Annotated in this window: 19 protein-coding genes and 1 pseudogene; 8 read left to right on the top strand and 12 right to left on the bottom strand. The window is 73.8% G+C overall.

Features of this window, described 5'->3' with window-relative positions:
- Window positions 1–442 (bottom strand): annotated as a pseudogene (locus QJS33_RS28075) (hypothetical protein); the annotation flags it as partial.
- Between the two features lie 118 nt (window positions 443–560).
- Between QJS33_RS28075 and QJS33_RS28070 the strand changes: the two are divergent.
- Window positions 561–1,325, top strand: a complete 765-nt coding sequence (locus tag QJS33_RS28070) for a methyltransferase domain-containing protein (protein WP_306371076.1) — start codon at window positions 561–563, stop codon at window positions 1,323–1,325.
- A 6-nt stretch (window positions 1,326–1,331) separates the two neighbouring features.
- On the opposite strand, the gene QJS33_RS28065 is transcribed toward QJS33_RS28070, so the two are convergent.
- From QJS33_RS28065 to QJS33_RS28055, 3 genes are all read right to left on the bottom strand, one after another.
- Window positions 1,332–2,576, bottom strand: a complete 1,245-nt coding sequence (locus tag QJS33_RS28065) for a cytochrome P450 (protein WP_306371075.1) — start codon at window positions 2,574–2,576, stop codon at window positions 1,332–1,334.
- Between the two features lie 74 nt (window positions 2,577–2,650).
- Window positions 2,651–2,881 (bottom strand): cittilin family RiPP precursor, encoded by a 231-nt coding sequence (locus tag QJS33_RS28060; RefSeq protein WP_306371074.1) that lies wholly within the window; start codon window positions 2,879–2,881, stop codon window positions 2,651–2,653.
- Between the two features lie 78 nt (window positions 2,882–2,959).
- Complete coding sequence (locus QJS33_RS28055) at window positions 2,960–3,502, bottom strand: GNAT family N-acetyltransferase (RefSeq protein ID WP_306371073.1); 543 nt, start codon at window positions 3,500–3,502, stop codon at window positions 2,960–2,962.
- 304 nt (window positions 3,503–3,806) lie between these two features.
- Between QJS33_RS28055 and QJS33_RS28050 the strand changes: the two genes are divergently transcribed.
- Window positions 3,807–4,736 (top strand): LysR family transcriptional regulator, encoded by a 930-nt coding sequence (locus tag QJS33_RS28050; RefSeq protein WP_306371072.1) that lies wholly within the window; start codon window positions 3,807–3,809, stop codon window positions 4,734–4,736.
- Between the two features lie 28 nt (window positions 4,737–4,764).
- Here QJS33_RS28050 and QJS33_RS28045 read toward each other — a convergent pair whose 3' ends face one another.
- Window positions 4,765–5,703: a LysR family transcriptional regulator gene (locus QJS33_RS28045; protein ID WP_306371071.1), complete on the bottom strand. Its 939-nt coding sequence runs from the start codon at window positions 5,701–5,703 to the stop codon at window positions 4,765–4,767.
- A 72-nt stretch (window positions 5,704–5,775) separates the two neighbouring features.
- On the opposite strand from QJS33_RS28045, the gene QJS33_RS28040 reads away from it, so the two are divergent.
- Complete coding sequence (locus QJS33_RS28040) at window positions 5,776–6,819, top strand: DMT family transporter (RefSeq protein ID WP_306371078.1); 1,044 nt, start codon at window positions 5,776–5,778, stop codon at window positions 6,817–6,819.
- A 245-nt stretch (window positions 6,820–7,064) separates the two neighbouring features.
- Here QJS33_RS28040 and QJS33_RS28035 read toward each other — a convergent pair whose 3' ends face one another.
- From QJS33_RS28035 to QJS33_RS28025, 3 genes are all read right to left on the bottom strand, one after another.
- Window positions 7,065–7,328 (bottom strand): Atu4866 domain-containing protein, encoded by a 264-nt coding sequence (locus tag QJS33_RS28035; protein WP_306371070.1) that lies wholly within the window; start codon window positions 7,326–7,328, stop codon window positions 7,065–7,067.
- 58 nt (window positions 7,329–7,386) lie between these two features.
- Window positions 7,387–8,787: an amidohydrolase family protein gene (locus QJS33_RS28030; protein WP_306371069.1), complete on the bottom strand. Its 1,401-nt coding sequence runs from the start codon at window positions 8,785–8,787 to the stop codon at window positions 7,387–7,389.
- A 246-nt stretch (window positions 8,788–9,033) separates the two neighbouring features.
- Entirely contained in the window at window positions 9,034–9,936 is a 903-nt protein-coding gene (locus QJS33_RS28025) for a helix-turn-helix domain-containing protein (protein WP_306371068.1), read from the bottom strand.
- 786 nt (window positions 9,937–10,722) lie between these two features.
- On the opposite strand from QJS33_RS28025, the gene QJS33_RS28020 reads away from it, so the two are divergent.
- The 3 genes from QJS33_RS28020 (at window position 10,723) to QJS33_RS28010 (ending at window position 14,636) form a co-directional block, all read left to right on the top strand.
- Window positions 10,723–12,525 carry a hypothetical protein gene (locus QJS33_RS28020; RefSeq protein ID WP_306371067.1) on the top strand — a complete coding sequence of 601 codons (1,803 nt, stop codon included), beginning with the start codon at window positions 10,723–10,725 and terminating at the stop codon, window positions 12,523–12,525.
- 75 nt (window positions 12,526–12,600) lie between these two features.
- Window positions 12,601–13,266, top strand: coding sequence for an alpha-ketoglutarate-dependent dioxygenase AlkB (locus QJS33_RS28015; RefSeq protein WP_306371066.1), 666 nt, complete (start codon window positions 12,601–12,603; stop codon window positions 13,264–13,266).
- Window positions 13,267–13,571: 305 nt separating this feature from the next.
- The gene (locus QJS33_RS28010) at window positions 13,572–14,636 is read left to right on the top strand and encodes a magnesium and cobalt transport protein CorA (protein ID WP_306371077.1); all 1,065 of its coding nucleotides are present in this window, start codon (window positions 13,572–13,574) and stop codon (window positions 14,634–14,636) included.
- Between the two features lie 30 nt (window positions 14,637–14,666).
- Here the strand turns inward: QJS33_RS28010 and QJS33_RS28005 are convergent, their stop codons facing one another.
- Complete coding sequence (locus QJS33_RS28005; protein WP_306371065.1) at window positions 14,667–15,434, bottom strand: DUF1266 domain-containing protein; 768 nt, start codon at window positions 15,432–15,434, stop codon at window positions 14,667–14,669.
- Between the two features lie 48 nt (window positions 15,435–15,482).
- Window positions 15,483–17,042: a hypothetical protein gene (locus tag QJS33_RS28000; protein ID WP_306371064.1), complete on the bottom strand. Its 1,560-nt coding sequence runs from the start codon at window positions 17,040–17,042 to the stop codon at window positions 15,483–15,485.
- A 230-nt stretch (window positions 17,043–17,272) separates the two neighbouring features.
- Between QJS33_RS28000 and QJS33_RS27995 the strand changes: the two genes are divergently transcribed.
- Window positions 17,273–18,670, top strand: coding sequence for a GH1 family beta-glucosidase (locus QJS33_RS27995; protein ID WP_306371063.1), 1,398 nt, complete (start codon window positions 17,273–17,275; stop codon window positions 18,668–18,670).
- 27 nt (window positions 18,671–18,697) lie between these two features.
- Here the strand turns inward: QJS33_RS27995 and QJS33_RS27990 are convergent, their stop codons facing one another.
- Window positions 18,698–18,874 (bottom strand): hypothetical protein, encoded by a 177-nt coding sequence (locus tag QJS33_RS27990; protein WP_306371062.1) that lies wholly within the window; start codon window positions 18,872–18,874, stop codon window positions 18,698–18,700.
- Between the two features lie 424 nt (window positions 18,875–19,298).
- Between QJS33_RS27990 and QJS33_RS27985 the strand changes: the two genes are divergently transcribed.
- Window positions 19,299–19,928: a DUF3995 domain-containing protein gene (locus QJS33_RS27985; protein WP_306371061.1), complete on the top strand. Its 630-nt coding sequence runs from the start codon at window positions 19,299–19,301 to the stop codon at window positions 19,926–19,928.
- Here QJS33_RS27985 and QJS33_RS27980 read toward each other — a convergent pair.
- The coding region (locus tag QJS33_RS27980; protein ID WP_306371060.1) for a hypothetical protein at window positions 19,912–21,163 on the bottom strand (1,252 nt) is incomplete at its 5' end. The two genes, QJS33_RS27985 and QJS33_RS27980, sit on opposite strands and share 17 nt — an antisense overlap.

The following is a 21,163-nucleotide window of genomic DNA, read 5'->3' as shown; positions in this document are numbered from 1 at the left end:
GGTTCTCCGCCTCCAGCCGGGCCGCGTCGGCCTCGGCGGCGTGCCGGGCCCCCGCCAGCCGGGCCGCCTCCACCTGGGCCTCGGCCGCGGCCGGATCGGTCATCGTCGTGAACGCCTCGGTGGCCGACCGCAGCGTCTCGGTGAGCTGCTCGCTCTGCACCGCGAACCGGGTCAGCAGGTCGTCGGCGCGCAGCCGGGCCGCCGTCACCGGCTCGGTCGAGGCGAACCCCGGGGCGGCCGGGCCGGACGGCTCCAGGGCCGCGCGCGCCTCGGCCTCCTGACGTTCGGACTCCTGGGCCTGGCGCTGCCGCTCCTTCCAGGCCCGCCACCGGGTGTGCTCGGGCAGGTCACAGTACTGGGGAGGCCGCCCGGGGGAGGAGGCCCGGGGTACCGGGCGGTCACAGCCGGGGAAATTGCAGGTGTTGGAGTCGGAGGTCGCCACGCAGGCGAGCGTAGCGTTTCCGGCCCCGCCCGTGCCGGGGTGTGTCGCGCCCGGCCCGGAACCTCCGGGACCGCGCCCCGCCCTTGTCCCGGGCCCCGGGCCGACGGACAATGCCCGCATGCCGACCTCCCACCGTGACGACGCCGCTGCGCGGCACCTCCTCGCGCGCCTGGACCGTTTCTCCCATCTGCCCGAGGCCCGCGCCCTGCGTGACCGGGCCCGCGAGTCCCTGCGGCTCCGGCCCGGCGACCCGGTGGTGGACGTCGGCTGCGGCGGTGGTCGGGCCACCGCCGAACTCGCCGCCGCGGGGGTGCGGGCCGTCGGCGTGGACCTGGACCCCGCCATGCTCGACGCCGCCCGGGCGGCCCACCCCGGGGCGGACTTCCGCCACGGCGACGCCTACCGGCTGCCCCTGCCCGACGGGTCCGTGCGCGGCTACCGGGCCGAGAAGGTCTACCACTCCCTCGACGACCCGGCCCGCGCCCTCGCCGAGGCCCACCGGGTACTGGCCCCGGGCGGCCGCCTCGCCCTGCTCGGTCAGGACTGGGACGCCTACATGGTCGACTCCGACGACCCCGACGCCACCCGGCGGATCATCGCCGCCTACGCCGACACCATGCCCGATCCCCGCGCTCCGCGCCGGCAGCGGGCGTTGCTGGCGGCGGCCGGATTCACCGACATCGGGGTCGAGGGCCGGGTCGTGGTGTTCACCGACGCGGAGGTGGTGGACATGCTCGTCGGGTTCGCCGAGACCGCGGCGCGTTCCGGGGCGATCGACGGTGAGCGGGCCCGGTCGTGGACGCGGGAGCAGCGGTCCCGGGCGGAGTCGGGCCGGCTCTTCGTCGCGGTGCCCTTCCTGCTGGTCGGCGCCGAGCGTCCCTGACCGGCGTCAGCGGGGGAACCGGACCACGGCCCGCACCCCGACCGGTTGCAGTGCCAGCGCCGGTCGGGGCCGCACCCGTTCGGGGTGCACCGGCTCCAGTCGGACCCGCGAGCACAGCGCGGCCGCGATGACCTCCACCTCGCGCAGGGCCATGGACGCGCCCGCGCAGCCGCGCGGACCGGCACCGAACGGGAAGTAGGCGTGCCGGTGCCCGGGCCGCCCGCCGTCCAGCCAGCGTTCGGGGCGGAACGCCTCCGGGTCGGGGAACCACCGCTCGTCCCGGTGCACGACCCACTGGCTCAGCCCCAGGGTGGTGCCGGCGGGCAGCGTGTATCCGCCCGCTTCCAGGGGTCGCACGGTCTCCCTGCTGATCACCCAGGCCGGCGGGTACAGGCGCATCGCCTCCTTGGCGGCGGCCGCCGCGAACCCCGGTTCGGACATCCGCCCCGCCGCCTGCGGTCGGCCGCCCAGCGCATGGAAGAGCCAGGTCAGCGCGTTGGCGGTGGTCTCGTACCCCGACATCAGCAGGGTGGCCAGCTCGTCGCGGACCTCGGCGAAGGGCGGGTCGTCGGCCAACAGCCGGCCCAGGGCGTGGTCGTCCTCACCGGCGGGGTGCTCGGCGATCAGGGCGGCGAGGGTGCTGTCGAGGTCGTGCAGGGACCGGCGCAGGTCGCGGTTGGTCCTGGTGGGCAGCCACATCGGCAGGCGCGGGGCCGAGGTCAGGCGCATGATGGCGGCCACGGCCCGGATCAGGGTCTCACCGCGTGCGCCCAGGGGGCGCCCGGCCAGGTGCACGGCGCCCACGCGCATCGCCAGGTGGGACATCTCGTCGTGGACGTCGATCTCCAGGCCGTCGTGCCAGGTGTCCACGAGGCGGGCGACGCCTTCGCGGGCGGCGTGTTCCAGCCCCTCCAGCCGGTCGCTGCGCAGGGCCGGGCGCAGCCTGGCCCGTTTGCGCTCCCAGTCGGCCCCCTCACTGTTCATCATGGCGAGCGGGAACCCCATGGGGCCGCGCCGGGTGGCCGCGCCGACCTTGACGACCAGCCCCTCGCGGTCCAGCAGCACCCGGCCGATGTCGTCGGGGTGGGCCAGCAGCACGTTGGCGGGGGTGAGGGAGACGACGTCGCCGAACTCGCGGGCGGCCCCGGTCAGGAAGCCCAGGGGGTCCACCGCGTAGTCGGCGGCGTTGGAGGAGGAGCGCCCGCCCCGGGGGCCCGGGGGAACGGAGGGGGCGGAGGAGGGGGCCGCCATCGTGCTCCTTTCCGGGATGGGCCCGTGCCGCCGGGGGCGGCACGGGCCGGTAACGGCGGTGGTGCGGAAGAGACCTAGTAGTAGATGTAGGGGCGGGTCAGACGCTCGGCGTCGATGAGGCGCAGCTTGGCGGCGATGCGGTAGGCGGCCTTCTTCACGGGGGACTCCTTCCACGGGTGCTCCGGTCCCCTGTTGGTCCCGGGCGACGCGAAGAACGCTAAACGCCCGGTGACGGAGGGAGACAGTGGCGCGACGGTAAGAGAACCGTGCGCGCGGGCAACCCATTTCTGTTCCCATAACGTCACGTGCCGTCCACCGGCCGGACATGGCGACGCCCCCGTACCCGGAGGCACGGGGGCGTCCGCACGGGACGGGGGCCGCGGTCAGTCGTGGGCGCCGAAACCGTCGACGCGGCAGACCATCGTGGTCACGAAGGGGCGGAAGCCCTCCGTCTCCAGGAAGCTGATGTCCTCCGAGGCGGTGGCCAGGGCGGAGAACTCGATGTCGCGGATGCCCATGGCGGCCAGCTGGTGGCGGATCTCCTCCAGCAGCTTGGAACCGACGCGGGTGCCCGCGTACTCCGGGTCGATGGCGAAGGTCTGCACGACCGCGACGCGTTCACCGCGGTCCCAGGTGCCCTGCGGGTCGGCGCGCAGCGTCACCATCGCGTACCCGGCCGGGTCGTCGCCGTTCTCGGCGAGGATCGCCAGCGTCTCGGGGTCGGCCAGCCACTCCAGGTACTGGGCGCGGCGCCGGCGCCAGGACTCGTCCATGCTCGTGGTGCTGATGATGTCGGCCAGGTGCGAGGCGCTCCGGGCGTGCTGCTGGTGGAGGGCGCCCCACAGGTCCGCGAGTTCCTCTACCTCGTGAGCGCCCAGGTAACGGAAGCCGAGCACACCGATGTCGGTCGGTCGAGGTTTGGTCATCAGCGAAGTTTGCATTTTCTTCTCACCCGTTCCACCAGCATTGGGTGCTGATCCCCTGACGCGCACGGGGTGCGCGCTCTTGGTTGAGCTGTGGTCCTGACTGTACGTGCCGGTATCTACTGGAACGTTCATGACACGGGAAAAGAGCCGAACGACATCACAGAAAGGGAAGAAGTTTATTTTTTCTTCTCTGTGTGGCCGGGTGGGGGTGTTCTGGACGTTGTGCAACGAATCACCGTCGTTGGGTGGGCGAACTGTCGGAAATCACCCGGAAACCTGCGCGCGCTCGCCTACATTGGAAACCATGATCGACGTTCGGCGGTTGCAGCTCCTCCACGCCCTGGCGCACCACCACACGGTGGCGGCGACGGCCGAGGCGCTCAGTGTCACACCGTCGGCGGTCTCTCAGCAGCTCGCCGCCCTGGCCAGGGAGCCCGGGGTCCCCCTCGTCGAACGCCGGGGCCGCCGCTTCATGCTCACCGGCGCCGCCCGGGTCCTGCTCGAACGCGCCCCCGCGATCTTCGCGGAGATGGAACGCGCCGGGGCCGACCTGGCCGCCTACGCCGAAGGGGACCGCGGTGTCATCCGCGTGGGCTCCTTCTCCACCGGGATCAGCGACCTCATCGCCCCCGCCCTGGCGCGGCTGCGGGGCAGCCACCCCGGGTGGTCCTTCGAAGTCATCCAGGCCGAGCCCGAACAGAGCGCCGAGATGGTGCGCTCCGGGCGCCTGGACGTGGCGCTCACCATGTCCACCGGCCACCTGCCGGCCGCCGGGGACCCCGACTTCCGCACCGATTCGGTGATGGTCGAGCTGTTCGACGCGATCCTGCCCTACCAGCACCCGCTGGCCACCCGCAACGGCCTCCACCTGTCCCAGGACCTGGCCGCGGAGGACTGGATCATGTCCGCGCCCGGCACCGCCTGGCACGAGTGCGTCACCGCCGCCACCAGCCAGGCCGGGTTCCAGCCGCGGGTGGTCCACACCGTGGACGACTTCAGCGCCGTGTTCGCCCTGGTCCAGGCGGGCCTGGGCATCGCGCTGATGCCGCGCCTGGCCTGGACGGGCATCAACACGCCGCAGATCGTCGTGCGCGGGGTGCGCGACACCGCCCGGCGCCACATCATCGCGCTGTCGCGGGCCGGGTCCACCCCCGAGCCGCTGCTCACCGCGGTGCGCGAGGCCGCCAGCAAGGTGCCGGTGCCCTCGGTGGGACCCTTCGCCGTCGCGGGCTGACCGCGGACCGGGACGCGGCGCCGCCGGCTCAGGCCGGTGCGTCGGGCGCCTCCGGCAGCGGCGGCACGTCGTCGAGCACGTCCTCGGCGGCCTGGTGCAGGTACCGCGCCAGCACCCGGATCGGCCGCCAGGCCCAGCCGCCGGTGCGCCCGGCCAGGTACACCTGGCGCACTCCGCCCAGCTCGCCGAGCGGGGCGTGGGCGACCCCGCGCCGGGTGGCCGCCGACAGCCGCGGGACGACCCCCACGCCCACCCCGGCGGCGACCAGCTCCTCGAACAGTTCGAGGTTGTCGATGCGGTGCGCGATCCGGGGCGTGAACCCGGCGTCGGCGCACATGCGCTGCACCAGGGCCTCCTCGTCGCCCCGGAACGGGCTGGCGATCCAGGCGGCGTCGGCCAGGTCGCGCAGCCGCCGCCGGGTGAGGGTGCGGCTGTCCGCCCCGGCCGAGGGCTGGGACAGCAGGAGGCCCTCGGTGCCGATCGGCTGTACCGTCAGCGTCCCCGGGAAATCCCGGGGGAGCAGACTGTACTGGTACACCACGCCCAGATCCGCGCCCCCGTTCTGCAACAGGGTGAGCGCCTGCTCCGACTCGTACTCGGTCAGGTGGATGTCGATGCCCGGGTGGTCGTGCCGCAGCCGCCGCAGCGCGGGCAGCACCAAGGGTGCGGCGCTGGTGTACATGACCAGGTCGACCCGGCCCACCGGTTCGCCGTCGCCGTCGAACTCCGCCCGGGCCGCCTCCACCCGGGCCAGGATGTCCACGGCGTGCTCGGCCAGCCGCCGCCCCGCCGGGGTGAGCCGCACCCGACGCCCGTCCGCCGCCAGCAGGGGGACGCCCGCCTCCCGTTCCAGGACGGCGAGGTGTTTGGAGACCGCGGAGGTGCTCATGCCGGTGACCTCGGAGACGGCGACCATCGTGCCCAACCGCTCCAACTCGACGAGCAGTCGCAAACGGGTGAAATCCATCCACTGAAACTACATGGTTCATCAACCAACGGTTCGTGGACAGAAACAGACAACATGCTTCACATTGGTCGGGTGATCCGCTCCTTCCTTCCCTCGCTGCGCCGTGCCCGCCTTCAGGTACCGGCGCCGGTCATGCTGCTCATCGGCATGTTCACGCTGCACACCGGCAGCGCCCTGGCCGTCACCGCGTTCGCCCAGGCGAGCCCGGCCACCATCACGTGGTTGCGGCTGACGTGGGCGGCGCTCCTTCTGCTGGCCCTGGGCGGTCGCTCTCTGTGGCGGGCCGTACGCGAGGCGACGTGGCGCCAGCGCGCCTCCGTGGTGATCCTCGGCACAGCGAGTGCGGGGATGATGATGTTCTACTCCGAGGCGACGGCGCGGATCGAGCTCGGCACCGCCACCGCCATCGAGTTCCTGGGCACGCTGGTCGTCGCCGTGGCCGCCATGCGCCGCCGCCGCGAACTCGTCTGGATCGCCGCCGCCGTCGCCGGGGTGCTCTGCCTGACCCGGCCCTGGGAGGGCGAACTCGACCTGCTCGGCGTGGGCTTCGCCCTGGCGGGCGCGGTGTGCGTGGTGTTCTACATCGTCCTCACCCAGAAGGTGGGCGCCGGGTTCGGTGCCGTCCACGGACTGGCCCTGACCATGGCGGTCGGCTCCCTGGTGACCGCGCCGTTCGGCGCGCCGGGGGCGTTCGCCGCGCCCGACCCGGGGCTGATCCTGTTCACCTTGCTCATCGCGCTGCTGTTCCCGATGGTGCCGTTCCTGCTGGAGATGATCGCCCTCCAGCGGATGACCCGCACGGCGTACAGCACCTTCTCCAGCATGGAACCCGGAGTGGCGCTGGTGATGGGCCTGGTCGTCATCGGCCAGGCGCCCGCCGCGCTGCAGATCGTCGGCATGGCGCTGGTGGTCGTGGCGGGCATCGGGGCCACCCGGGGCGAACGCGGTGGTCGGCCCGCCGTCCCGGAGGTCGTGCGCGAACGCGGTCGCACCGCGCCCACCGGGGAGGCCGGGCAGGCCGCCGCCCCCGCCCTCGAACCCGCCGAACCGGTCCGGGGCGGCGAGACACCGGACCCCGCTCCGGCCACCGCGGCGGTTCCCGGCCGGGCCGCTTGAACCGGCCCTTCGGCGCGTACCTTTCACGAGGGCGGACGGCGCGCCGAAGGGTCGCGGGCCGGTGCCCCTGACCCGGCGCTCGTTCCCGCCGGCCCGCGCACACAGGTGCGCGGGCCGCTCCAGGGGGAGTGGTGCCCCGGTCGTAGTGCCGGGGAGCACCGTTCGGGTCCGGGCCCGCGCACACGGCGGGGCGGGCGCCCCCGCGTCCCGCCGAAACCGGCCCGACCCGGACCGCAGGGGCGGCCTCAGCCCGTCGGGTCCTCCCGGTAGAGCACCAGGTGCTCGTGGTACAGCACTCCGTCGCGCACGTCCCCCGTGGCGGTGAACCCCGTGTCGTCGACGTAGTCGATGTGGTCCCCCGTCACCGTGTAACTCCCGGTGTAGGCACTGCGGCGGTTCCCGCGCGCCTCGTCGTAACGCCCGTTCGGCAGCAGCTCCTGCCGGATGTGCCCGTCGGCCGTCACCCACACGCCCACGAACGGGTGCGGTGCGGTGTCCTTCTCGGCCATGGCGGCCCTCCTTTCCCTGCTTCTCCGTGCCGACGCGCTCCTGCGGCGGCGGGGCGTTTCAGCGGGCGGCACGGGCCAGGATCCGGTCCCGGGACTCGCGCACACGCTCGCGCAGCCCGTCCGTGTCCGCGTCCAGCACCCGGCCCGCCCACTTGCGGGGCACCCCGTCGATCAGTACGGCGGTGATGTTGCGGGAGTCGGAACCCAGCACCACGGTCCCCACGGGATCGTTCAGCGGCATGTTGTTGAGGTCCTCGGCCCCGATCACCAGCAGGTCCGCCCGTTTCCCGGGGGTGATCGACCCGGTCACGCCGCCCAGGCCGTTGGTGCGCGCCCCTTGGAGGGTCGCGAAGTCCAGCACGTCGTGGACGCCGATCCGGACCGCTTCACGGCCCGTGCCGTACACCGCGTTGGCCGCGCGCATCCGCTGCACGGTGTGCAGGGCGCGCATCTGTGTGAACATGTCACCCGCCAGCGCCACCTCCACGTCGATGCCCAGCCCCGGCCGCACGCCCGCCGCCAGGGCCTCGTCGACGGCCGGGATCGCGGTCTCCAGGCCGATCTGCGCGTCCGAGGTCGGGGCCAGGGAGACGGTGGTGCCGGTCGCACCGATCGCCCGCCACGCTTCCCGCGTCAGCCCGGTGGCGTGGATCAGGGTGACGTGCGGCCCCAACAGGTCGCGGTCGGCCCAGTCCAGGACCGCGCGGGAGGACCCGGCCCCGAACACCGCGTCGACGCTCACGCCGATGCCGAGGTCCCGGGCGATCCCCGCGAGGCCGGGGCCGTACTCCAGGGAGGGGCCGGCGACCTCGTCGGTGGCCAGCGCCGCCACGCGCAGGGTCAGCATGCGGGAGGTGTCGTCGGTGTACTCCTCGCGGAGCCGGGCCAGGTCGTCCGGCCACTGCCGGTCCCACGACCCGAAGTGCGGTCCCATGGAGGCGTGGACGCCCCGGATGCCGGTGTCGACCAAGGCGCGCACCGCGGCGTCGGAGTGCGCCCGGGACCGGGAATTGTGGGAGAAGTCGAGCATGCAGGTGATGCCCGCGTCGATCGCCGACAGTGCGGCCAGCCGGGTCCCGATGTACATGTCCTCGGCGTCGTAGGCGGGCGCGTAGCCCGCCAGGGTGGCGCCGACGTAGCCGGCCAGGTCGTCGACGTCGGGCATGATCCGGCGCAGCTGGGACTGCCAGGCGTGCCGGTGGGTGTCGACGAACCCCGGCGCGATCACGCACCCCGAGGCGTCGACGGGAACCGCGTCGGCGGCCTCGGGGGCGGTCCCGACGGAGGCGATGGTGTTCCCCTCGACGAGCACGTCGGCGCCGTCCAGGACGCCGAGGCCCGGGTCCATGGTGACGACGGTCGCCCCGGTGAACAGGATGCGCCGGTGCGGGTCACCGGACCGGCGCCGGATCTCCTCCAGCGCCGCGTCGGCGGGCCGGGTGGTGGGTGCGGAACTCATGGGAGGCCCCTCGGTTCGTGCGGTCGATGACGCCGTCGAGTCTCGTCCCGCCGAGGGCGCGGTTCCAGGCCGCCGTACACCCTGGTGCGCCACTCCGGGGAACCGTGCGGGGACCCTCCCACAAGGCCCCTGGCCGGGTGGGGCTCGGGAGTGCTTGGTGCGCGTTTCCGCGCCCGGTTCCGGGCCGTCTGCCGGGTAGAGGGTGTGCAGGGAGCCGGGCAGGGTGAGCGTCTCCTCGGGTGGGGTTCAGGAGTGCTTGGTGCGCGTTCCCGCGCCTGGTTCCGGGCCGTCTGCCGGGTAGAGGGTGTGCAGGGAGCCGAGCAGGGTGAGCGCCTCCTCGGACGGGCTTCCCGGTTCGGCCTGGTAGACGACCAGCTGCTGGCCGGGGCCGTCCGCGTTGTTGACGGCGAAGCTCTCGTAGTGCAGTTCCAGCGGTCCGACCGCGCTGTGGTGGAGCCGTTTGGCGCCCCCGCTCTTGCCCCGGACGTCGTGGCGCGACCACAGCACCCGGAAATCCGTGCTCTCGGAGGAGATCTCGCCGACGAGCGCGCTGAGCCGAGGGTCGTCCCGGCGCGTCCCCGCGGCCTTGTGCAGTTCCGCCACGACCGCCGCGGCGGACCGGCCCCAGTCGCGGTGGAATCCACGGGCCGCCGGGTCCAGGAAGGTCATGCGCGCCAGGTTGTCCGCGATCGTGAAGTCCGCGTGCAGGGCCTCGGCGAGGCGGTTGCGGGCCAGCACCTCCAGGGTTCCGCCCAGGACGAAGGCCGGAGTGCCGTCCCAGCGGTCGAGGAGCCGGAGCAGGTACGGACTCACCCGCTCCGGGCGGCGCGCGTCGCGGCCGCGACGCGCGCCGGCGAGCGCCAGCCGGTGCAGGTGGTCGGCGGCCTCTCCGTCCAGCAGCAGGGCCCGGGCCAGCGCGTCCAGCACTTGCGGCGAGGGGTGGCGCTCCCGCCCCTGTTCGAGCCGCATGTAGTAGTCGGTGCTGACCCCGGCCAGGATCGCGACCTCCTCCCGGCGCAGCCCCGGCACCCGGCGGCGCCCGGAGTGCGGCAGCCCGACGTCGTTCGGTCGGACCCGGTCCCGTCGTGCCCGGAGGAACCCTTCCAGGGTGGCCCGGGGTTCTGTGCCGGTCGTTTCGTCGGTGCCCATGGTCCCAGGCTAGGGCGGCCTCCGGCCGTGCGGGCGGACCGAGGGTGGGTGCGCTCCACCCACCCTCGGGACCTGTCCCGGGGGACTCCCCGGTGCCTGCGGCGCGTGGAGATGTCCCCCTCCGTGGCGGTGACCCCCGTGGGGGCCGTCCGAGGGGGCGGGACTCAGCGCCGCTTCCCCGTTCCAGGTGTACCGCTTGCGGGACGGTGAGGAGGTGGCGACCGGCGATCACGTGAAAGGTACGGTGGCGTTCGGTGAATCCTCGGATCAGACACGGTTCCGTGATCTCGCGCGGGCCGCACTCGGGTACGCGCGTCCCCTGGGAGAGTCCGTCCGTGTCTTGAAGGAAGCCGCCGAAGATGCTCGGCGAAGCATGGAGGACGTCGCCTCGGTGAACGGCGGTGAGTGTGCCGGAGCCCGGCCGTCCGATGCGGGACGGGTCGAGGTGCGGGACCCGGTGAAACCCGAGGGGGTTCGCCGTCGTTCCCCTCGATGCCCGGTCCGCGTTGCTCCGGGGCGGACGCCGGCAGGGGCGTCCCCGGACGAAGCCCCCTGGCGATCGTACGGCCGGGGGGTTTCGCCGTGCTCACCCGATCGCTTCCGTCGGTGATCCACGACACATCCGGAGGCGGCGGTGGACCGGTTCCACGTGCGAGCAGGGGGGAATCACATCTCCACAGGGGTTCTGAGCAGCGGCAACCGTTATGCCGAGCGGCCGTACCGACCCTGACCAGGTGCTTTGGTGGGGACTTACGGCCCTGCCACATGCACTAATCTGGCGCGACCATGCCCGCGAAAACTGATCTCGAACTCCTGCGCGCCCACGAACCCGTGCTCATGTGCACCAAGGGTGAACTCTTCTTCCCCACCGACGTGGACGCCTACGTACGCAACTGCAGCCTGTGGATCGAGGAGCCCGGCGGCGGCGAGCGCGTCATCGTCCCCGTCGGAGAGCTCGACCTCGACCGCCTGGCGACCGCCGAGGAGGAGTGGCCCGGACGCCACAAGCACCTGCGCTTCGTCCAGGAGGGAACCCTGCGCGAGGAGGCCCGCCGCTTCCGGGGCAGCTCGCGCACGGTCATCCCCAAGAGCGGCCGCCTGGCCGCCGTCGGCGTCCTGGGCCGCATCCTCGACATCCTGATGAAGCTCTCCCTGCTGATCCGGGGCGCGGTCCCGGGCGGCGTCACCTTCGCGGCGGTGACCCGCTACCGGGAGCGGGTCGACGACGGCAACGCCACCTACTACGGCCGGGTCACCCGCGAGGGCGGCTACATCATCCTCCAGTACTGGTTCTTCTACGCGATGAACGACTGGCGGACCATCTACGGCGGCGTCAACGACCACGAGGCCGACTGGGAACGCGTCACCGTCTACGCCGTGGAGAACCCCGACGGCACCACCCGCCCGGTCTGGGTCGGCGCCTCCTCGCACGAGTACCACGGCGACGACCTGCGCCGCAGCTGGAACGACCACGACCTGCACCGCGACGGCGACCACCCCGTCATCTACGTCGGCGCGGGCTCGCACTCGCACCAGATGCTCCCGGGCGACTACCTCATCCAGGTCGACCCCTCCGTCCTGCGCGGCCTGCTCAACGCCTGGAAGTGGATCACCCACCGCATCTTCCGCGCCGACAGCGCCATCAACCGCCACGGCATCGGCGTCCCCTTCGTCGACTACGCCCGCGGCGACGGCGAACGCCTGGGCCCGGGCGGCGACCGGCTCTGGAACGCCGTCGTCATCGACGACGACACCCCCTGGGTCAAGGGCTTCCGCGGCCTGTGGGGCCGCGACACCCGTGACTTCTTCGACGGTGAGCGCGCCCCCAGCGGTCCCCGCTACGAACGCGACGGCACCATCCGCCGCTCCTGGGCCGACCCCCTGGCCTGGGTGGGCCTACAGAAGGTCGCCCCCACCGAGGCCGCCGCCCGTGCCGAGCTGCGCTCGCACGTCCTCACCCTGGAGGAGCGCATCCGCGAGTTCGACGCCGACATCGTCAAGCGCCGCGACCGCCTGCGCCGGCTCGACTCCGCCCGCATGGTCCTGGCCCGCGAGGCCAGCTCCCGGCCCCGTGCCCGCGCCTACGCCGAGGAGATCGCCACCCTGGAGAAGGAGCTGGCGGCCGTCTACGAGAAGCGCGTCCTCACCACCGACGAGCGCGACGGCCACCTGCGCGCCCTGGCCTCCGAGACGCCCCTGGTGCCCCGGCCGACCGAGCACCTCAAGGCCCCGCACCTGCCCTACTCCTCGGGCAAGCAGCGCACCACCCGCTTCCTGCACCTGTGGGTGGCCCTGAGCACCCCGCTGCTGCTGATCGCGCTCGCGCTGCCGCTGTTCCTGCTGGAGGGGCAGTTCACCTTCTACGCGATGATCGGCGTGGTCGTCGCCTTCGCCGCGATCGACTCGATCGCCCGCCGCAAGTTCCTCCAGTACCTCACCGGCCTGGCGGTCCTGGCGCTGGTGGTCGGCCTGGTCGTGGGCGTCATCGTGGCGTTCGTCGTCAACTGGCGCATCTCCATCACGGTGCCGGTGGTGCTCATCGTGGTGCTGCTGCTCGTGGTCAACATCCGCGACCTGATGCGCCGCTGACCCGATCGCCCCGAACGCGCCCCCGCCTCCGCGGCGGGGGCGCGTTCGTCGTTCCCGGCGGGCACGATCGGGTACATGAGCGATGCGCTGTTCACCGGACCCCCGGCGGAGATCGCCCCGGGGGCCGTCCACCTGCCGGGGTGGCTGCCACCGGAGCGGCAGGCCGCCCTGGTCCGACGCTGCCGGGAGTGGGCGGCGGGGCCCGCCGGGATGCGTCACCACACCCTGCCGCGCGGCGGCCGCATGTCGGTCGGGATGGTCTCGCTCGGCTGGCACTGGCGCCCCTACACCTACGAGCGCACCCTGCCCGACGGCACCCCGGTGCGGCCCTTCCCCGCCGAACTGGGCGAACTGGCGGCCCGCGCGGTGGGGGCCGCCTACGGCGCCCCGCCCGCGCCCGGGTCCCCGCCCTACGACGTCGCCCTGGTCAACTTCTACGACGCCGACGCCCGCATGGGCATGCACCAGGACCGCGACGAGGCGGCCCGGGAACCGGTGGTCTCCCTCAGCCTGGGCGACACCTGCGTCTTCCGCTTCGGCAACACCGAGACCCGCACCCGCCCCTACACCGACGTGGAGCTGCGCAGCGGCGACCTGTTCGTGTTCGGCGGACCCTCCCGCCTGGCCTACCACGGGGTGCCCCGCACCCGGCCCGGCACCGCCCCGCCCGCCCTGGGCCTGGTGGGGCGCCTCAACATCACCCTGCGCGCCTCCGGCCTGCCCGCCGTTCCCGAACCCTGACCCCGCGCCGCCGCGGGCGTGTCGGGATGCCGTGCCGCCCGCGGGCGGCCATGATCGTGCACGGCGGCGCCACCGGTCTTTCGTGAGGCATCGCCGGGCCGGGGCCCATCCGGGGTCATCCCGGTGCCCGTGCGGCCGCCGCGGAACCGAGCTGTCTTCGACCGGTTCGGCAGTCCTTCGACAGGGCCGTCCGGAACCACTCGCACACGAATGAGGACCCCTGCGTGAACACGGGCGAACCCGGATCCCACGAGCCCACGTCCCGGCCGCACCTCGGCAGCGGGCTCCCGGCACCCGAACGCACCCTGGCCCTGGGTCGGGCGGGCGCCGCCCCGCCCGCGGCCGCCCCGCCCGGTCCCATGTGGATCCGCCTGTACCGGGACGGCCGCCCCGACGGATCCGCCGACACCCCCGCCCGGGCCCGGGACGCACTGGCCGGACACGAGGGCCGCATGGCCTGGATCGCCCTGGCCGAACCCTCCCGGGACCAGCTCACGGATCTGGCCCGCGTCTTCCGACTGCCCCCGCTGGCCCTGGAGGACGCCGTCGTCGCCCACCAGCGCCCCAAGGCCGAGCTGTACCGCGACGTCCTCTTCTCGGTGCTGAGACCGGCCGGATACGACGAGAAGGCGGAGGCGGTGCGCGTCGGCGAGGTCCACGTGTTCGTCGGCGAGGACTTCGTCATCACCATCACCCACACCGACCGGCTGGACCTCTCCGCCCTGCGCCTGCGCCTGGAGAAGGAGCCCCGTCTGCTCGCCCGCGGGCCCCTGGCGGTGCTGTACGCCGTCCTGGACCACGTGGTGGACGCCTACGCCCCGGCCGTCGCGGCCCTACAGGAGGACGTCGACGAGCTGGAGAACGAGGTGTTCGCCGGGGCGAGCGGCGCTTCCCGGCGCACCTACCGGCTGGCCCGCGAGGTCATCCTCCTGCAACGCGCGGTGGACCCGCTCGGGGAGGTCCTGGAGGAGCTCATGGCCCGCCTGCGCGAACCCGCCGACCGCCGCCCCGGCGGGCCCCGCCCGCACGGGGACCGCGGGGACCTGGAGCACCTGTACGGCCACCTGCGCGACATCGCCGACCACGAGGCGGCGGTGCGCGAACGCGTCGACGCGCTCGGACAGCTGCTACAGAACATCATGTCGGTCAACGGCACGCTCGTCGGCCAGGCCCAGAACGAGGCGATGAAGAAGGTGTCCTCCTGGGGCGGCATCCTGGTGGTGCCCACCCTCATCGCCTCGATCTACGGCATGAACATCCCGCCCTCGCCGGGGTTCGGCTGGACGTTCAGCTGGCCGCTCACCCTGGCCCTCATGGGGCTGTCCAGCCTCGGCCTGTACCTGCTCTTCCGTCGCAACGGCTGGCTGTGAGCCCGCACCGCGGCCCCGCCCCGCATCCGCTCACATCCGCCAGGGCAGGTTGCGCCACGGGCTCTCCGGGTCGGTGGACAGCACCTGGTGCGCCCTCACCGAGTCGGTGTAGTACACCCCGAACCCCCCGTCGTCGAACCCCATGGCCCGCCCCAGGGTGAACCCGGCCGACATCTCCGCCCACGACCCGTGGTGGCGCATCGACATGGCCCCGGCCCGGACGATGTGGGGCAGGGCCGCGTCCTCGGTGGCGTACCCGGCGTTGACGCCCCACCGGGCCAGGTTCACGGCCCGGCCGAAGTCGTAGGCGCGCACCGTGCGCACCACCGCGCCCCGGGGCAGCACCCCGTCGGCGGTCATCCGCTCCTCGTACTCCCACACCCGGGCCGCCTCGGCCACCATCTCGTCGTAGGTCTCCCGGGGGGCGCCCCGCTCCCGGCACCAGTACGAGACGAGGTCCGGCCAGCTCCCGGCGTCGAAGGGGACCCCGGGGCGGGAGTCGACGGCCCGGGCGCGCAGTTCCAGCACCAGGGACAGCGCCGTGGGACCGCGGTCCGCCGCGGTCAGGGCCGTCAGGGCCAGCTCCCACCCGGCACGGTCGGTGATGCCCCAGGCCGAGCGCAGCTTCTCGCGGTCGTCGCGCGCGTCGCAGCACGAGCACGCGGAGTGGACCGCGTTCCACACCCCGCCGTTGGCCACGGGCAGGTGCGCCCCGTTGGCGAAGGCGTGCGCCAGCGGCCCCTGGAACACGCCCCGGGGGTCGCTGCGCAGTCGTGGCTTCTTTGTGAACAGGCCCATGTCCGTCCGCCTTCCACGGTTCTCCCGGCCCCAGGATCCCAGTGCCGTCTACCGCGGGTCGAGCCGCACGGCGATCTCGTCGGCCAGCGACCGCGCGGTGGTCTCGTGCGCCCTGGCGGCGGCCAGCCGCTCCCGCCACCGCTGCCCGGCCTGGTCGGCGTCCCGCCGCAGCCGGTGCAGCTGCGCCTCGCGCATGTCCGCGGTGGATCGGGCCTCCCGCTGGTCGTGGACGAAGGCGCCGACGGCGCCCAGCGCGCAGCCCGCGGCCAGGAGCCAGACGAAGCCGACCTGGGACACCAGGCCCAGGACGACCAGGAGCGCGGCCAGGACCCCGAACCCCCACAGGTAGACGCGGCCCCTGTCCTCGGCCGGGTAGCGGGTCGCCAGTTGGCGTTCGGCCCGCTCCAGCTGCGAGGAGGTGAGGCCGTGCTCGGTGACCTCGACCCGGACCCCCTGGACGGTGGCGGTCGTGGACTCCGGCAGCGGGGCCGAGACCTGTTCCATCAGGTTCTCGATGGTCTTCAGCACGGCCGGGCGCTGTAGGACCAGCGCGAAGGTGCTGCGGTGCGGGGTGGTGCCGGACGCGCGCAGGTCCTCTTCCAGCAGGGCGGCGACGGTGCCGACCCCGTCGTCCCAGCCGGGCCTGCGTTCGCCGCCCCCGTTCTCGATGACGGCGCGCAGCTCGTTGGCGCGGGCGATCAGCGGGGCCTCCTCGGGGGTGCCCTCGCCCACCAGGGCGACCAGTGCCTCGGAGAGGAAGGAGGCGCTGCCCTCGTCGGGGGCGACCCCCGCCACGTGGGTGTCCTCGCCTCCCGACCCGGTGATGCGGGTGACGTCCCCGTGCAGGGCGGTGAGCTTCTCCACGGCCGTGGCGCGGATGTTCAGCTGCTCGTCCTGGGCGGTGCCGCCGCTGCGGCCGCGCCCGGGGCGGGAGGACCGACCGGAGGCGGCGGGGGCGGGCGGGCCGAGCGCGGGGAGTTCGACCTCCAGCCGGGACCAGTGCCGCAGGGTGGAGTGCAGCAGGTGTTCGCGGGCCTCCTCGCCCAGGGACCCGTCGGCGGTGAGCATCCACAGGGCGCGCCGCCCCCGGGTGATCTGCTCGTCGGGGGCGGGCAGGTGGGGGAGCAGGTCGCCGGGGCCGCCCAGGGTGCGGGCGTACTCGGCGCTGGAGAGGGCGGTGGCCAGGACCGAGAAGGCGGCGGCCCGCTCCGGGTCGCGGCGGGCCGCCTCGTCGAAGTGCGGGAGCGCCCCGGCGGGGGAGCCGGTGAGCAGGGCGTGCAGGCCGTGGACGGCGGGCGGGAGCCAGTAGTCGGGGACGTCCTCCAGCTCCAGGTCGGCGGGGACCGTCCCGTCGAGCATGGCCAGGGCGCGGTGCCGGGCCAGGGCGTGCGGGGAGAACACGGCCAGGGTGGCGCGGATGTCGCTGAGCTCGATGAAGGCGTCCAGGGTGGCCGAGACCCGGTTCAGCCGCTGTTCGAGGCTGCCGCGCAGACTCGACAGCTCCGAGCGCATCCGTCTGCGTTCGGAGCTCAGCATCGAGTGGGCCGAACTGACGTCCTCCTGTAGCTCCTTGATGCGTCGGTTCTGCGAGTAGTCGATCCAGTCCATTCCCGTTGTTTCTCTCTCCACGCGGTCCGGGCGGGTGTGCGGCATGGGTGGGATGTGCGCTGCGACCCGTGGGTTTCCGCATTCGGGGAGAATGTGGGCGTTCGGTGACCCGGACGGACCGGGACCGCGGGGTCCGTTGCCCAACGTGATGGGGCGGGCACGAAAAGGGGATTGGTAATACTAATCACCCGGCCTAGCATGGGAGCGCTCTCATACCTGGAAGGCCATCGATGGACCACCCCGACCCGTATCCGGTACTGCCCCCGCACCTGCTCTTCGGCACCGCCACCGCCGCCTACCAGATCGAGGGCGGGGCGCACGAGGGCGGCCGCGGACCCTCCATCTGGGACACCTACTGCCGCACCCCCGGCCGGGTCGCCCGCGGTGAGACCGGCGACGTCGCCTGCGACCACTACCACCGCTACGAGGAGGACGTCGCCCTCCTGGCCGCCCTGGGCGTGGACCTGTACCGGTTCTCCGTCTCCTGGCCGCGCGTCCAGCCCACCGGTGCGGGCCGCCCCAACGACGAGGGGCTGGACTTCTACGACCGGCTCGTCGACACCGTCCTGGCCGCCGGGGTCGAACCCGCCCTCACCCTCTACCACTGGGACCTGCCCCAGGCGCTGGAGGACACCGGCGGCTGGCGGGTCCGCGACACCGCCCACCGGTTCGCCGAGTACGCCCGTATCGTCGCCGACCGCCTGGGAGACCGGGTCGACCGGTGGATCACCCTCAACGAACCCTTCTGCACCGCCTTCGTCGGCCACGCCGTCGGCCGCCACGCCCCCGGCACCCGCGAGGGCACCCCCGCCCTGGCCGCCGCCCACCACCTGCTGCTGGCCCACGGCCTGGCCGTCGGCGAACTGCGCGCCGCCGGCGCCGGGGAGGTCGGCATCACCCTCAACCCCGACCACCTCGTCTCCGCCACCGACTCCGCGGCCGACCGGGCCGCCGTCGAACGCGCCCGCACCCTGCACAACCGCGTCTGGCTCGACCCCCTCTTCGCCGGGGCCTACCCCGACAACGAGAGGGAGGTGTGGGGCGGCCTCGTCGACGACTCCCTGCGCCGCGACGGCGACCTCGCCGTCATCGGGCGGTCTCTGGACTTCCTCGGGGTCAACTACTACCGGCCCATCAAGCTCCGCGACGCCCCGCACGCCGAGCCCGACCCGGCCGCCCGCACCGCCGTCGACATCGGCACCGAACAGGTCCCCTACGAGGGCGTCCGGCACACCACCATGGGCTGGCCCGTGGTGCCGGAGACCTTCACCGAGATGCTCGTCGACCTGGACCGGCGCTACCCCGGCCTGCCGCCGATCCTCATCACCGAGAACGGCTCCGCCGAGGACGACCTCCCCGACGCCTCCGGGCGGGTCCGCGACACCGACCGCATCGCCTACCTGAACGACCACCTCACCGCCCTGGCCGCGGCCGTCGAGGCGGGCGTGGACGTGCGCGGCTACTTCGTGTGGTCCCTGCTCGACAACTTCGAGTGGGCCTACGGCTACGACCGCCGTTTCGGGCTGGTGCGGGTGGACTACGAGAAGCTGACCCGCCACCCCAAGGACAGCTACCACTGGTACCGCGGGCTCCTCACCGACCACCGCGCCCGCCGGTCCCGGGACTGAAAGTCCCGCCGCGCGCTCGGCCCGGGGTCAGCCCCGGCGCCGGGCGATGTCGCCGAACGCGCCCACGACGGCGCCCAGGGCGAACATCGACGCCTCGTCCTCGTCCATGTGGACCAGCCCGGCGGGCAGCAGCACCCGGTAGGGCTTGTCCTCCCCGCTGGAGAGGATCTCCAAGCCGTCGATGATCCCCTGCCCCTTCAGCATGAGGAGAGCCTCCTCGACTCGTCCCCTTCGGTCTCCGCGAGACCAGATCGACATCGTTCAACCCTCACTACGGCCCGGGGCCGTAGCGGGCGGGCGCACGGCGACGCGGTTCCCGTCCGGACGGGCCGACAACCCCAGTGATACCACCCGCGCACCCGGCGTACACGCCCTGTCCGAATTCTCGCCCTTGTCCGGAAGCGGCCAGTGGTCGGGCTTTGCGGCGATGACGGCTGCGACGGGGAGGTCGCCGCGCGGGCCGTGGCACAGGCGGAACCGGCCTTGCGGCCGCGTCGACCACGCACGAGGACACCATGCTCCGGGAGCAGGGCATCGACGCCCCGGCCACCGGATACGACATCTTCGGCGTCCCCTGCTTCCGGGGAGGCCGCCACTGCGGTCACCGTGGATCCGGGTACCTACGACCATGGCATCGTGGGCGGCTGCGGCCGACCCCGTCCGCCCCCCGAGCCCCGGAGAGCCGAACGACCATGAGCACGACCGGACCCGCGGCCCCCACGTCCCTTCTCGCCCCTGTGGTGACCCCCGCCGGCCCGCGTACGCCACCTTCGCCTGGGCGTTCGCGTTCGCCCTGATCAGCCTGTACCGGGCGGTGGGCGGTGAGTGGCTCCCGGAGACCGTCGGCGAGGCCGTCACCGAACCCGCGCGCAGCGGCGCCCCGGCCGCCGTGGCGGCCGTGTGGGTCTCCGTCGTGGTCAAGTTCGCCGCCGCCGCGGCGGCGCTCGGCCTCCTCCAACGCTGGGGGCGGTGGTCCCCCCGCTGGTTCTTGGCGGGCGGCGGGTGGCTGGCCGCCGGACTGCTGATGCTGTACGGCGGAGCCGGTGCCGTTCAGCAGCTCCTGATGGCGCGCGCCGGCCGGGCAGACGGACGAGACCGTGGCGGGGCTTCCCGACCGGGCTCCCGCGAGGTCACGGCCGCCCGCCCGGTCGTGTGCGGCGGCTTCCCCGAACAGGCCGGCGAATGCCCCCGGGGACGCCCTGCCGGTGTCGGCCGAGGGCCGGAGAGGCCACCGCACGTCCTCACGGCCGGTCGGTGATCGGGGTCATGGCGCCGCCGTGCACGTCGACCGCGCCCACCTCCACCGGGGGCGCGGGCGGCCGGTCACCGCGGCGGGGACCGGCCACCGCCAGCACGGGGCCTTCACCGTCCGCCTCGACACCGCCCGACACCCGTACGGAGGCGGCCTCGCGGGAGGCGGCGGCCAGGTAGTGCCACCGGCCGTCGGGGGCCTGCCACCAGGTGCCCGCCACCACCTGACGGTCCAGGTTGCTGCACGTCCAACCCCCGGCGCGCTCCCCGGCGACCACGGTCCCGGTCCCCGCGTCGGTGGTCGCCACCAGCACCGCGCGGGCCAGCCCGCCGCCGTCGTGGGTGCCGTAGCGCAGGCACACCCACCGGCCGGAGCCGCCACCGGGAAGGTCCTGCACGGCGAACTCCCAGACCGTCGCCGTGATCACCGGCCCGTCCGGCGGGCCGCCGGCGCAGGCGACCTCGCCCCACAGCTCGAACCCGTGCCCGGGGCCCAGCACCTCGTGCGGGCCCAGCCGGCGGATCTCCGCGGGCGGCGGCGGCATGTACCCCAGGTGGGCGGTGGCCGGACCGCCCAGGTCCACCACCGTGTACGGCTGACCGTGCGCGACCTCGGGGGCGCGCAGCCGCAGCACCGGACCGGTACCGCAGTGCTCTTCGGCGGGCAGGGGGGCGGTCACCCCGTGCGCGTCCTGCGGCACCTCCGTCCAGCCCTCCTCCGCGGCGCCCGGGGACGCCGACGCCGCTTCGGTGACCCACGGCGGCAGCAGGTAGCGCACCCCTTCGGCGGTCTCGGACAGGCGCACCGCGGGCCAGTTCGCCACGCCGTTCGCGGGCTCACTGAAAACCGCCACCTCCGCGGCGTCCCCGTCCCGGGTGTACCGGGCCGTCCAGGGGGTGTCGTGCAGCAGCACCACGTCGCGGCCGTCCACGCGCCCGGCGAACACCAGGCGCGGGTCACGCGGCGGCCGCCCGCCATGGTCCGCCCAGGCGGCCAGCGCGGCGTCGACCAGCTCCCCGTCGCCGACCGCGTCGCCCCGGGAGGGCCACGCGGTCAGGTCCAGCCGGAAGCTGTCGCGCCAGGCGTCCTCGTCCGCGAGCGCGGTCACCGACACGGGCGCCACCGACACCGAAGGCCCCGGTTCCGACCCCGGTGCCAGGGCCAGTGCGGCCAGAGCCGGCACGAGCAGCCCGGCCCCGGCCGCCGCCAGGGCGCCGCGGGCGGGCGGCACCCCGCGCCCG

Origin of the sequence: Nocardiopsis sp. CC223A (assembly GCF_030766825.1) — a bacterium.
Taxonomy (GTDB): domain Bacteria; phylum Actinomycetota; class Actinomycetes; order Streptosporangiales; family Streptosporangiaceae; genus Nocardiopsis.
The sequence above is the reverse complement of the archived record's forward strand: the minus strand, read 5'-3'. Positions and strand labels throughout refer to the sequence as shown.